The sequence below is a fragment of the Streptomyces sp. NPDC030222 genome, assembly GCF_055573115.1.
This window is the reverse complement of record NZ_JBVICA010000006.1, coordinates 164,357-177,609: the sequence shown is the minus strand read 5'-3', so window position 1 is coordinate 177,609 and position 13,253 is coordinate 164,357. Positions and strand designations below refer to the sequence as shown.

General features: G+C 70.3%; 10 protein-coding genes. 2 read left to right on the top strand and 8 right to left on the bottom strand.

Annotated elements, in window-relative coordinates; translation table 11 throughout:
• Positions 1-4: 4 nt before the first annotated feature.
• From ACZ4Z5_RS11425 to ACZ4Z5_RS11395, 7 genes are all read right to left on the bottom strand, one after another.
• A complete protein-coding gene (locus tag ACZ4Z5_RS11425; protein ID WP_468260069.1) occupies positions 5-937 on the bottom strand; it encodes a branched-chain amino acid ABC transporter permease in 933 nt (310 codons plus the stop codon).
• Positions 938-1,037: 100 nt separating this feature from the next.
• Positions 1,038-2,273 carry a branched-chain amino acid ABC transporter substrate-binding protein gene (locus ACZ4Z5_RS11420; protein ID WP_468260066.1) on the bottom strand — a complete coding sequence of 412 codons (1,236 nt, stop codon included), beginning with the start codon at positions 2,271-2,273 and terminating at the stop codon, positions 1,038-1,040.
• A 419-nt stretch (positions 2,274-2,692) separates the two neighbouring features.
• Positions 2,693-3,106 (bottom strand): hypothetical protein, encoded by a 414-nt coding sequence (locus tag ACZ4Z5_RS11415; RefSeq protein WP_468260063.1) that lies wholly within the window; start codon positions 3,104-3,106, stop codon positions 2,693-2,695.
• Between the two features lie 106 nt (positions 3,107-3,212).
• Positions 3,213-3,773 (bottom strand): hypothetical protein, encoded by a 561-nt coding sequence (locus ACZ4Z5_RS11410; protein WP_468260060.1) that lies wholly within the window; start codon positions 3,771-3,773, stop codon positions 3,213-3,215.
• 1 nt (position 3,774) lies between these two features.
• Positions 3,775-4,116 (bottom strand): hypothetical protein, encoded by a 342-nt coding sequence (locus tag ACZ4Z5_RS11405; protein WP_468260057.1) that lies wholly within the window; start codon positions 4,114-4,116, stop codon positions 3,775-3,777.
• A gap of 329 nt (positions 4,117-4,445) precedes the next feature.
• On the bottom strand, positions 4,446-4,925 hold the full coding sequence (locus ACZ4Z5_RS11400) for a PaaI family thioesterase (protein ID WP_468260054.1): 480 nt from the start codon (positions 4,923-4,925) through the stop codon (positions 4,446-4,448).
• A 64-nt stretch (positions 4,926-4,989) separates the two neighbouring features.
• Complete coding sequence (locus tag ACZ4Z5_RS11395; protein ID WP_468260052.1) at positions 4,990-7,269, bottom strand: FdhF/YdeP family oxidoreductase; 2,280 nt, start codon at positions 7,267-7,269, stop codon at positions 4,990-4,992.
• Between the two features lie 331 nt (positions 7,270-7,600).
• Between ACZ4Z5_RS11395 and polA the strand changes: the two genes are divergently transcribed.
• Positions 7,601-10,309: a DNA polymerase I gene (gene polA, locus ACZ4Z5_RS11390; RefSeq protein WP_468260049.1), complete on the top strand. Its 2,709-nt coding sequence runs from the start codon at positions 7,601-7,603 to the stop codon at positions 10,307-10,309.
• A 98-nt stretch (positions 10,310-10,407) separates the two neighbouring features.
• On the opposite strand, the gene ACZ4Z5_RS11385 is transcribed toward polA, so the two are convergent.
• The gene (locus ACZ4Z5_RS11385) at positions 10,408-11,259 is read right to left on the bottom strand and encodes a DUF4184 family protein (protein WP_468260047.1); all 852 of its coding nucleotides are present in this window, start codon (positions 11,257-11,259) and stop codon (positions 10,408-10,410) included.
• 211 nt (positions 11,260-11,470) lie between these two features.
• On the opposite strand from ACZ4Z5_RS11385, the gene ACZ4Z5_RS11380 reads away from it, so the two are divergent.
• Entirely contained in the window at positions 11,471-13,147 is a 1,677-nt protein-coding gene (locus ACZ4Z5_RS11380) for a lytic transglycosylase domain-containing protein (RefSeq protein ID WP_468260045.1), read from the top strand.
• Positions 13,148-13,253: the final 106 nt, after the last annotated feature.

Here is a 13,253-nt window from a genome sequence, read left to right as displayed (position 1 = left end):
GTTCTCACGCCCGATCCGCGACGCGCTCGCCGAGCAGGCCCTGGGGCCGGACGAGGAGCACGACGATGAGAAGTACGAATGCCCAGACGTTGGACCAGGCGCCACCGCCGAGCTGCTGCATGCCGGGGATCTCTTCGATGTAGGCGATCGAGAGGGACTCGGCGAGACCGAGGACGACGCCGCCGACCATGGCTCCGTAGATGTTGCCGATGCCGCCGAGGACCGCGGCGGTGAAGGCCTTGAGGCCGAGGATGAAGCCCATCTCGAAGTTGATCTGGCCCTTGTCGAGGCCGTACGCGACCGCTGCGACCGCGGCGAAGGCGGCGCCGATGGCGAAGGCCATCACGATGATGCGGTCGGTGTTGATGCCCATCAGCTTGGCGGTGTCGGGGTCCTGCGCGGTGGCCTGCATGGCGCGGCCGCTGCGGCTCTTGGAGACGAAGAGGCCGAGGGCGAGCATGCACAGGGGGGCGAGGATCAGCACGAACATGTCGGCGCGCTGGATGGCGAGGTTGTCGAAGATCTTGATGGACTCGCCGGTGATCTCCGGGAAGCTGCGGGCCTTCTTGGCGTCCGGGTAGAAGCCCCAGACGAGCTGCTGGAGCGCGATGGACAGACCGATCGCGGTGATGAGGGGGGCGAGCCGTGGGGCGGAGCGCAGCGGCCGGTAGGCGAAGCGTTCCGCGGCGGTGGCGACGGCAACGGAGGCGATTGCGCCGCCGATGATCATGAGGGGTATTGCCACCAGGAGTGAGGTTCCGCTGGGGAGCCAGATGTAGGTGGTGAGGGCGCCGAAGCCCCCGATCATGAAGATCTCGCCGTGAGCGAAGTTGATGAGCTGGACAATGCCGTAGACCATGGTGTACCCGATGGCGATCAGACCATAAAGGGCACCGAGGGCAAGGCCGTTGGCCAGCTGTTGCGGCAGTTCGTACACCGCAGAGCCTCCGATGAGCGTGTCGGATAAGACTCCGCGCGAGGGCGCTGTTTGCGCCCTCGCGCGGCGTGGTTCTTTTTGGGGTGGGGCGGTGCGGTGATCAGTCCTCGAACGTGGCGCTCTTGACGTCCGCCCAGTTGCCGCCCTTGACGGCGTAGACGGTGAGCTGCTTGTTCGTGGTGTCGCCGTACTCGTCGAAGGCGACCTTGCCGGTCACACCGTCGAAGGAGACCTTGGCCATGGCCTCGGTGACCTTGGCGCGGGCGTCGGTCGGGACCTTGCCGCCGTTCTCGGCGACGACGGCCTTGACGGCCTGGATGATCGCCCAGGCGGCGTCGTAGGAGTAGCCGCCGTAGGCCGCGTACGGGTCGGCGTAGCCGGCCGCCTTGTAGTCCGCGATGAACTGCTTGGCGGTCGGGAGCTTCTCGACGGGGTAGCCGATGGAGGTCGCGAGGTCGCCGTCGTTGGCCTCACCGGAGGCCTTGATGAAGGCGGGGTCGTAGATGCCGTCGCCACCCATGGTCGGGATCTTGGCGCCGGTCTTCTTGATCTGGTCGGAGAGCAGGCCGCCCTCGGGGTACTGGCCGCCGAAGTAGACGGAGTCGGCGCCGGAGGCCTTGACCTTGTCGGCGGTGCTGGAGAAGTCGGTCTCCTTCACCGTGACGTGGTCGGTGCCGACGACCTTGCCGCCGAGGCGGGTGAACTCCGCGGAGAAGATCGCCGCGAGGCCGGCGCCGTAGGTCTGCTTGTCGTCGACGACGAAGACCTTGGTCTTCTTGGCGTCGTTGAAGAGGTACTGGGCGGCGAACTTGCCCTGGACGACGTCCGTCGCGGCGGTGCGGAAGTAGGTCTTGAACGGACGCTTGAACTCGCCCTTGCCCCAGTTGTCGCCCTGGCTGAGCGACGGGTTGGTGTTGGCGGGGGAGACCTGGGTGAGGCCGGCGCTGTTGAAGACGCCCTGCATCGACTGGGCGACGCCGGAGTTCAGCGGGCCGACGACGCCGAGGACGTCCTTGTTGCCGACGAGCTTGGTGGCGTTGGCCTGGCCGGAGGCCGGGACGGCCTGGTCGTCGAGGGCCTCGATCTTGAACTCGACGCCCGGGACCTCGTTGTTCTTGTTGGCGGTCTTGGCCGCGAGGTCCACGGAGTTCTTGATGCCCTGGCCGAGCGCGGACAGCGAACCGGTGAGCGGCGCGTCGACGCCGATCACGACGGTGGTCTTGCCACCGCCACTGCTGTCACCGCCCTTGCCGCTGTCGCGCGACCCGCAAGCGGTGAGGGTGAGTGCTCCCGTGGTGATCACGGTGGTGAGAATGAGCAAAGAACGGTGTCGCACGCTGAATCCTTTCCCTGGCGCGGCCTCCTCTGTAGAGGTAGCCGTTTTCTTTCGCCGGGCCACTGGGTTGGTTACCGGGGGCCGTGCCGTATTGCGCCTTGCAGCGCGGTAACTGGCGGTGACTCTAGGCGTCGGTGCCGGAGTGCGGGAGAACGGGAGTCAGGATGTGACTTTCTTGTTATGCCGTGGCCAGGAGTCCGGTGGGCGCACTGTGGGCACATAGGGCGTTTGTGTCCACCTGCCCGATGACCACATTGTGAGAACCTGCAGTTGCGCTAAGGAGCTTGGGCTTCATTTGGTCCTGACCGGCCCCTTACGATGTAAAGGGGAATGCAAGATCAACTCTTTGGGCGGGACTGGGACATATCCCGGTTTCGCCCTTCCCTTGAGGGGTCACTCTGAGTGAAATCCGGGGGAGGTCAGTCTGGCGGCCGCCAATTCTCGGAGCTCCCCGTCGCGCCGTTCGCGGCGGCACAGCGGGCCTCGGATCGGGCCCGGACCAGCCGTAGGGCGGCCTCCCGTCCGTGCCGCTTCTCCTCGGCGCGAGCTGCCGCCACCACCTCGTCGTGGATGGCGAGTTGCTCGTTGGACAGGCCCTTCTGTTCCCAGTCAAGACCTGCGAACTTGCCGCCCTTCAGGGCTTCTTCGGCCCAATAGGAGACCAGGGTGGTGCACACCTGCGCGGGTGACGAGGGTCGTGGGGAGGGCGAGTTGGCGTCGGTGTGGCCGCCGGACGGCCGTGCTGCGCCGCAGCCGCACACGAGCGTCGCGGCCACGAGAACGGCCGCGCCCAGCACCCGGGCCCCGGGTCCCCGCCTGCGGTGAGCGCCCACGACGGCACGCTATGCCCGGCCGCGGCATGCCGCAAGAGATGATGCATGTCAGATCAACTCCGTTTTCCTTACGGAGAGTTGGTGATGACGTCCCGTTGGGCGGGTATCAGCAGGGGCCGGCGAGTTCGCCGCGGACGGCGATCCAGCCGGAGCCGTTCCGCCGGAAGGTGACGACGGCCAGTTCCCGGGGTCTGTCGACGAGCTGGTCGACCCGTTCGCCGGTGCCGGCGTCATGGATGAGCAGACCGTCCAGATCGACGCAGTCGACGACGGCGGTGCCTCCGTCGCGGGGACGTGCGCCGAGGACCCTGTGCCGGACCGTTCCCTTGGTGATCTCGCCCTTCTCGCGGGCGGTGCGCAGGTTCGACCGCAGCATCTCGCGCAGCGGCCCCTCGGCGACCCGGTCGAGTCCGGGGTGCTCGGGGTCCGAGGCGGCGCCGGCGCGCGCCCAGGCGTCCCAGTACGCGTCATAGGCGATCCGCAGATCGCCGGGGAGCCGGGTCAGCCCCCGGGTGAGCCGCTCGGGGTCGGACAGTACGGAGGGCCCGGCGGCCGCGGGGGGACGTGGCTCCCGCCCGCCCTCTCCGGCCGCGCCGCCTACGCAGCCGGAGAGGAGGAGGCAGAGGCCCGCGGCCGCACCCGCCGCGGCGCGTGATGCCGCGGTCATGTCAGCAGCGGGTGCCGGAGCGGGCCGTCAGGTAGTGCTCGGAGATGTAGCCGTCGGCCGAACTGGGCAGGCAGTCCCGGCACTGCTTGGGCGTGGAGACGTGCACCGCGTCCCAGTAGTGGTTGCCGAAGACGCTCGCCCCGGTCCGGTAGCAGTAGCCGGTGACGGTGCTGTACGTGTAGCAGTAGCCCTTGACCGTGGACGTGGTGCTGGGCGAGAGCCGGACCTTGACCGTCGTCGTGCACTTGGTACTGATGGTCGCCGCACCGGCCGGCTCGGCGGTGGCGAGCATTCCTCCCACGACCATGAGGGTTGCGGCGGCGAATCGGGTCATCCTGCGCATGTTCGCTCCTCGTGTTCGCAACTCGGAGATGTGCACGGATCCGTAACCGGCCCAGAGCTTAGGGTGAACGCCCTTGATTCGTCGACCAGTTCAACTGTTGCCGTCCGTACAGGGTGAAGGAGCCCCGGCCGGACGGCGAATTCCAGGACGTGGCGCGGGCCCGGACCGGGCGGAATGGAGGCGGGCGGGCCCGGACGCGATCCGCCCCGGGTGGGCGGGCCGGAGATGCTCCGTCCCGGGCGGGCGGCCCAGACGCGATCCGCCCCGGGCGGGCGCCCCCTCCGCGCCCCGTCCGCGCCCGCGAAGGGCTCCGCCCGGGCCGCGCGGTGTCAGGCGGCCGGGCCGCCGTCGCCGGGGTTCACCTCACGGAGCATGCAGGTCAGCCGGGCCGTGCAGAGCCGCTTGTCCTGCTCGTCGGTGACGACGATCTCGTACGTCGCGGTGGAGCGGCCGCGGTGCACCGGTGTGGCCACACCGGTGACCAGACCCGACCGGACGCCCCGGTGGTGGGTGCAGTTCAGGTCGACGCCCACGGCGATCTTCGACGAGCCGCCGTGCAGCATCGAGCCGACCGAGCCGAGCGTCTCCGCGAGCACGGCCGACGCGCCGCCGTGGAGCAGGCCGTAGGGCTGGGTGTTGCCCTCGACCGGCATGGTGCCGACGACCCGCTCGGCGGAGGCCTCCAGGATCTGCACGCCCATGCGCTTGCCGAGGTTTCCCGCGGAGAACAGCGCGGGCAGGTCCACGCCGAGGGCGGCGTACTCGTCGATGACCTCTTGCGGGAACTTCGTAGTGGTCTGCTCGCCCATCGGGCCCGGCTCCGTTCGTCGTCGTACGGACTTCGTGTGTGCTTGCACCTGCCTGAGCAAACGCTTAGGCGGGTCGCGATTGTTCCAGACGCACGATGACGGACTTGCTGGCGGGGGTGTTGCTGGTGTCGGCGGTCGAGTCGAGCGGCACCAGGACGTTCGTCTCCGGGTAGTAGGCGGCCGCACAGCCCCGTGCGGTGGGGTAGTGGACCACCCGGAACCGGGGCGCCCTGCGCTCCACCCCGTCGTGCCACTCGCCGACCAGGTCCGCGTACGAGCCGTCGGCCAGGCCGAGCTCGCGGGCGTCGTCGGGATGGACCAGCACCACGCGGCGGCCGCCCCTGATCCCGCGGTAGCGGTCGTCGAGACCGTAGATCGTGGTGTTGTACTGGTCGTGGGACCGCATGGTCTGGAGCAGCAGCCGGCCCTCCGGGACCTTCGGGTACTCCACCGGGGCCGCCGTGAAGTTGGCCTTGCCCGTGGCGGTCGGGAAGCGGCGTTCGTCGCGCGGGGCGTGCGGCAGCGTGAAGCCGCCGGGCCGGGCCACGCGCGTGTTGAAGTCCTCGAAGCCGGGGACCACGCGCGCGATCCGGTCGCGGATCGTTGCGTAGTCCTTCTCGAACTCCTCCCACGGCGTGGCCGATCCGGCGCCCAGCACCGCCCGGGCCAGCCTCGCCACGATGGCGGGCTCGGACAGCAGATGGGGGCTCGCCGGCGGGAGGTTGCCGCGGGAGGCGTGCACCATGCCCATCGAGTCCTCGACGGTGACGAACTGCCGGCCGCTCGCCTGCTCGTCCCGGTCGGTGCGTCCGAGCGTCGGCAGGATCAGCGCCCGCCTGCCGGTCACCGCGTGCGACCGGTTGAGCTTGGTCGAGACGTGCACGGTCAGTTCGGCGCGGCGTACCGCCGCCTCGGTGACCTCGGTGTCGGGGGTCGCTCCGACGAAGTTGCCGCCCATCGCGAAGAACACCTTCGCCCTGCCGTCGCGCAGTGCCTCGATGGAACGGACGACGTCGTAGCCGTGGTGGCGCGGCGGCGCGAAGCCGAATTCCTTCTCCAGGGCGTCCAGGAACGCGGGGGCGGGCCGTTCGAAGATGCCCATGGTCCGGTCGCCCTGCACGTTGGAGTGACCGCGCACCGGGCAGACCCCCGCACCGGGCCGGCCGATGTCGCCGCGCAGCAGCAGGAGGTTCACGACCTCGCGGATGGTGGCCACGGAGTGCTTGTGCTGGGTCAGGCCCATCGCCCAGCACACGATGGTCCGCTTCGAGTCGAGCACCATGCGCAGTGCCCGTTCGATCTCGGACCGCTGGAGGCCGGTCGCGGTGAGGGTCTCGGCCCAGTCCGCTTCACGGGCGGCCTTCGCGAACTCCTCGAAGCCGTGGGTGTGTTCCTCGATGAACGCGGTGTCCGTCGCACCGTCCGTCTCCAGGACCAGCTTGTTGAGGAGCCGGAACAGGGCCTGGTCGCCGCCGATGCGGATCTGGAGGAACAGATCGGTGAGGGAGGCGCCCTTGATCATGCCCCGGGGTGTCTGCGGGTTCTTGAAGCGCTCCAGTCCCGCCTCGGGCAGCGGATTCACCGAGATGATCTTTGCTCCGGAGGCCTTGGCCCGCTCCAGCGCGGCCAGCATCCGCGGATGGTTGGTGCCCGGGTTCTGCCCCGCGACGATGATCAGGTCGGCCCGGTGGAGGTCCTCCAGGGACACACTGCCCTTGCCGATGCCGATCGTCTCGGTCAGGGCCGAGCCGGAGGACTCGTGGCACATGTTGGAGCAGTCCGGCAGATTGTTCGTGCCGAACTCGCGGGCGAAGAGCTGGAGCAGGAAAGCGGCCTCGTTGCTGGTCCGCCCGGAGGTGTAGAAGAGGGCCTCGTCGGGGGAGGCGAGCGCCCTCAGTTCCTCCGCGATGATCGCGAACGCCCGCTCCCAGCTCACCGCCTCGTAGTGCTCGGCGCCCGCGGGCAGGTACATCGGTTCCGTGATACGGCCCTGCTGCCCCAGCCAGTAGCCGCTGCGGGTGGCCAGGTCCGCCACCGAGTTCGCGGCGAAGAAGCCGGGGGTGACCCGGCGTAGCGTCGCCTCCTCGGCGACCGCCTTCGCGCCGTTCTCGCAGAACTCCGCCGTGTGCCGTCTGTCGCCCTCGGGCCAGGCGCAGCCGGGGCAGTCGAAGCCGTCCTTCTGGTTGACCTTGAGGAGGGTCTGCGCGGTGCGCCGCAGTCCCATCTGCTCCCGGGAGATCCGCAGGGTGTGCGCGATGGCGGGCAGGCCGGCGGCAGCGTGCTGGGGCGCCGAGACCTGCGGCGCGTCCTGCACCGGGTCGCCCGTGGGTGGCTTGCTGACCATGGCGCTCTCCTTCGAGCGGGATGAACCTGGCGTGGCGTACGGAGCGGATCCTTTCACGGCATGCCGGAAAGGTGCCCGGCCTGTGGACGACGGGCTGTGGACGACGGCCGGCGCCGGCTGCCGACGGCTGACGACGGCTTGTGGACGACGCTTCGTGGACGAGACGACTGGACCGGGCCGCCCGCCGGGCGGTCCGGTCCTGCCTCGCGCCATCCGACCGCCCGCGGGGGGCCTGGGCCGTTCCCCGGGCCCGGCGGCGGGCGGCCGGAACGGGCCGTGGGGGTGGCGGACCGGGACAGGAATGTCGGTGCGGCGTGGCAGGATCGGGGACGTGGCTGAGACAGCATCGAAGAAGACCGACGAGAACCGTCCGCGCCTGCTCCTCATGGACGGGCACTCCCTGGCGTACCGGGCGTTCTTCGCGCTGCCCGCGGAGAACTTCACGACCTCCGGCGGCCAGCCGACCAACGCCGTCTACGGCTTCGCGTCGATGCTGGCGAACACGCTGCGCGACGAGGCGCCCACGCATTTCGCCGTGGCGTTCGACGTGTCCCGCAAGACGTGGCGCTCGGAGGAGTTCCCGGAGTACAAGGCGAACCGCTCCAAGACCCCGGACGAGTTCAAGGGCCAGGTCGAGCTCATCGGCGAGATGCTCGACACGATGAACGCCGAGCGGTTCGCGATCGACGGCTTCGAGGCCGACGACGTGATCGCGACGCTCGCGACGCAGGCCGAGGCGGCCGGCTTCGAGGTGCTGATCGTCACCGGCGACCGGGACTCCTTCCAGCTGATCAGCGACCACGTCACGGTGCTCTACCCGACCAAGGGCGTCTCGGAGCTGACCCGCTTCACCCCCGAGAAGGTCCAGGAGAAGTACGGACTGTCCCCGTCGCAGTACCCCGACTTCGCGGCCCTGCGCGGCGACCCGTCCGACAACCTGCCGGGCATTCCCGGAGTCGGTGAGAAGACCGCGGCGAAGTGGATCAACCAGTTCGGGTCGTTCGCGGAACTGGTGGAGCGGGTCGACGAGATCAAGGGCAAGGCCGGGCAGAACCTCCGCGACCACCTGGAGTCGGTGAAGACCAACCGCCGTCTCACCGAGCTGGAGCGGAACGTCGAGCTGCCCAGGACCGTGCAGGACCTGGAGCGCGCCCCGTACGACCGCAAGGCGCTCATGTTCTTCCTGGACACCCTGGAGATCAGGAACCCCAGCCTGCGCGAGCGGCTGATCGCCGTCGACCCCGGCACGGCCGAGGAGGAGGCACCGGCCCCCGCCGCGGGCGTCGAGCTGGACGGCACGGTCCTCGGGACCGGAGAGGTCGCCGGCTGGCTGGCCGAGCACGGCGACCAGCCGCTCGGCCTCGCGACCGTCGACGCCTGGGCGCTGGGCGCCGGCAGTGTCACCGAGATCGCGCTCGCCGCGGCGGGGGGTGCCGCCGCCTGGTTCGACCCGTCCGAGCTGGACGAGGCGGACGAGGAGGCCTTCGCCCGCTGGCTCGCCGACCCCGCCCGGCCGAAGGTCGTCCACAACGCCAAGGGGATCATGCGGGTCCTCCCCGAGCACGGCTGGACCATCGACGGCGTCACCATGGACACCGCGCTCGCCGCGTATCTGGTCAAGCCCGGCCGCCGGTCCTTCGCGCTCGACGCCCTGTCCCTCGAGTACCTCGGGAGGGAGCTCGCCCCGGCCGCCGCCGACGGACAGCTCGCCTTCGGTGCGGACGAGCAGGCCGAGGCCGACGCCCTGATGGCACAGGCCCGCGCGGTCCTCGACCTCGGCGACGCCTTCACGGGGAAGCTGGCCGAGGTCGGCGCCGTGGAACTGCTCCTCGACATGGAACTGCCCACCTCCGTCCTGCTCGCCCGGATGGAGCGCAGCGGCATCGCCGCCGACCGGGCCCACCTGGAGGCCATGGAGCAGCAGTTCGCGGGTGCCGTGCAGCAGGCCGTGAAGGAGGCGCACGCCTCCGTCGGCCACGAGTTCAACCTCGGGTCGCCCAAGCAGCTCCAGGAGGTGCTCTTCGGTGAGCTGGCCCTGCCGAAGACGAAGAAGACCAAGACCGGCTACACCACGGACGCGGACGCCCTGGCCTGGCTGGCGGCCCAGACCGAGCACGAGCTGCCGGTCATCATGCTGCGCCACCGCGAGCAGGCCAAGCTGCGGGTCACCGTGGAGGGCCTGATCAAGACGGTCGCGGCCGACGACCGGATCCACACCACCTTCAACCAGACCGTGGCGGCCACCGGTCGGCTGTCGTCCACCGACCCGAACCTCCAGAACATCCCCGTCCGCACCGACGAAGGTCGTGCGATCCGCCGCGGGTTCGTCGTCGGTGAGGGCTTCGAATCGCTGATGACGGCCGACTACAGCCAGATCGAGCTGCGCGTCATGGCCCATCTGTCCGAGGACGAAGGGCTCATCGAGGCGTTCGCGTCCGGAGAGGACCTGCACACCACGGTCGCCTCACAGGTGTTCGCCGTGGACAAGGCCCATGTCGACGCGGAGATGCGGCGCAAGATCAAGGCGATGTCGTACGGACTGGCGTACGGCCTGTCGGCTTTCGGTCTGTCCCAGCAGCTGAACATCGAACCGGCCGAGGCGCGCGGGCTGATGGACACGTACTTCGAGCGGTTCGGCGGCGTACGCGACTATCTGCGCCGGGTGGTCGACGAGGCGCGTGCCACCGGATACACCGAGACGATGTTCGGCCGGCGCCGTTATCTGCCCGACCTCAGCAGCGACAACCGGCAACGGCGCGAGATGGCCGAGCGGATGGCGCTCAACGCCCCGATCCAGGGCACCGCGGCGGACATCGTCAAGGTGGCCATGCTCAAGGTCGACCGTGCGCTGGCCGAGGCGGGGCTCGCCTCCCGGATGCTGCTCCAGGTCCACGACGAGATCGTGCTGGAGATCGCCCCGGGCGAGCGGGAGCAGGTCGAGGCGCTCGTCCGCCGGGAGATGGGTGCCGCGGTCGAACTCCGTGCCCCGCTCGACGTCTCGGTGGGCGTCGGCCCCGACTGGGAGTCCGCCGCGCACTGACCCGTGATGCGGCGGCGGCCGCGCACCGACGGTGAGGGCTCCCGTCCCTACGGACGGGAGCCCTTTCACACCCCGGCATGGAGGCCGGGGAGCGGGCGTCAGTGCACGGCGGCGCCGGGACGCCGTGGGGTCGTATCCGGGGTGCCCGGGCGCCGCGGTCGGCGCAGCCGGATGACCGTCGAGTGGATCACCAGTCCGAGCGCGAGTCCCGCGCCGCCGCCGAAGCAGGCCGACGGGATCAGGCCGAGCACGGTGTCGTCCCCGAAGAGCGCGTAATAGCGGAGGCATCGGTGCACCGCGCCCACCGTCACGCACACCGTCAGCAGCGCGCCCGCCCACAGCCGGCCCCGGGCCTCCAGTTCGGGTACGGACACCGGGGCGGCCGTCCCCGGCGGAGTCCGCCGCAGCGCGGAGACGGCGAACCAGACGATCACCGCGAGTGCGACCGCCGAACCGATGTACTGCGCGTACAGATAGAGGGGGAAGCCCGCGACCATCTCCCCCAGTACGGGGAACATGCGCATGCCCCATCGGTCGAAGTGCGTGAAGGCGTCCCACACCACATGCGTCGTGGAACCGATGACGGCCGATACGACGAACCGCCAGGCCAGCGACGCCACCCCGATGCCGTGCCACGGCCGCCCGCGCAGCAGAGCATGCACGCGACCCTGGTGACGCCGCGGCAGCAGCGCCACCAGCGGTTCGCGCAGCAGCAGCCACAGCGCGGCCAGCGCCGCCGTGACGAGCACATCGACCGTCACGATCCCTACGGGAGAGTGCGTGACATCGCCGAAGGGCATCGCAGCCGGCACCAGCGACGCGACGAAATAGGTCATGTCGGGTGCGAAGGAACCGGCAACGAGCGCCGAGGCGATCAGCGGCCCGCGGGCCGTCCCGTCCCTGCGGATGCCCGGAAGCACGGCTGCGGCATGACTGAGTGTGAACGGCATGATCCCCCTCGGGCCGTCGGCGACCGATGATGATCAGTATGCGTGAGCGGCTGAGTCCACCCCGGGGCCGCCCCTGTGACGTAATCGAGGTGCGGAAGAGGTGAAGAGGGGACAGGGTCCGGTGTCGTGGCCCATCGAGGTGCCGTAGGGTTCGCGAAGGGGACCGCGCGGGGAGCGCGAGCAGTCGGAAACAGGGGGAGGGACCACACGTATGACCGCGCAATTCGGGCGTCGGCTGCGTAAGGGGGCAACGAACACGGCTGTGGCGGCCGCGGCTGTCGCGGCGCTCGCCGCGTCGCAGGGGCCGGGCACGACCGCGGCCGCCGGCGACCCGCAGGGCTCGGACGCCGCACCGACGCCCGGAACCGCCGCCACGGGCAACTCGCCCTACCACACGGACCTTCCGCCGCTCGTCACTTCGGGCAAGCCCGGGAGCTCCGTCGGGCTCCCCGTCGGCGCGGGAGGCGCTCAGGCGGGCATCCCCGCCACCGTGCTCGCCGCGTACCAGCGTGCCGAGAGCACCGTGGCCGGCAGCGATCCCGCCTGCCACCTTCCCTGGCAACTGCTGGCCGGTATCGGCAAGGTCGAGTCCGGCCAGGCCCGCGGCGGCAAGGTCGACGCCAACGGCACCACGATCTCCCCGATCCTCGGCCCCGTCCTCAACGGCGTCGGCTTCGCGAACATTTCCGACACCGACAAGGGCGCGTTCGACGGCGACACCACTCACGACCGCGCGGTCGGCCCGATGCAGTTCATCCCGTCCACCTGGGCGACATGGGGCCAGGACGGCAACTACGACGGCCGCAGGGACCCCAACAACATCTACGACGCCGCGCTCGCCGCCGGCCGCTACCTGTGCGCGGGCAGCCGCGACCTGGCCGTGCAGGGAGACCTGGACAAGGCGATCCTGAGCTACAACCAGTCCCGCGAGTACCTGCAGACGGTGCTCTCCTGGTTCACCTTCTACAAGCAGGGCACCCACCAGGTGCCGGACGGCACCGGCTCGCTCCCGGTCAACCCCGGCCCGGGGACCACCACGCCGACGACCCCCGCCACGCCCACGCCGAGCACCCCCACGCCCACCCCGGTCGTGCCGGGCACGCCCACCCCGAACCCCAAGCCGACCCCGGTTCCGAAGCCCACGACGCCGAAGCCGGGCACCCCGACGCCTCCGAAGCCGACGAATCCGGCCCCCAAGCCCACCCCGGCCGCGGGCGTCAGCCGGATCACGAACGCTGGCACCGGAACGCTGACGGCCGCGGCCGGCGACGCGTTCGCCCAGCGAGTGTCCGTGCGCGCGGAGAGCACCACGGGCAAGCCGGTCGCCGAGGTCTCCGTGAAGTTCGAGATCGTGGGCGACACCGGCGCCCGGTTCACCGGCGGATACTCCAGCTTCATCGTGGCCACCGGCGCGGACGGCAAGGCGACCGCACCCGTCCTCCAGGCGGGCGACAAGCCCGGCACGTTCACGGTGCGCGCCACCGTCGTCGGCCACAAGCTGCCCGCCCTCGACTACACCGCCACCGTCACGGCCCGTCAGGCCGACGAGCTGGTCCGCGTCGGCGACAAGGAACTCGTCGCCGCGCCGGAGTCCGAGTTCGCGGAGTCCATCGAGGCCAAGGCGACGTACAAGGGTACGGCCGTCGGCGGTGTCCCCGTGACCGCCACGATGGTCACCGCCGCCGAGAACCCGGCCGTGAACGACAAGGGCCCCTACTTCAAGGATGCCGAGGGCAATTCGGTCCGCACCCTCACCGGGCTGAAGACCGACGCCGACGGTGTCCTGCGGCTCCCCAAGGTCTTCACCGACGGGGTGACCGGCACCTTCCTGCTCCGCCTCACCACCGCCGACGGCGTGACCCTCACCCTCGAGCTGAAGGTCGCCTGACGGCCCGTCCTTCCGGTCACCGCCCCCTCGCCGTACACCGGCCGGGGGGCGGTGCCACGTGTTCCCATCTCACGACGGCGTTGCTACGGTGCCCACCCGCCTGACG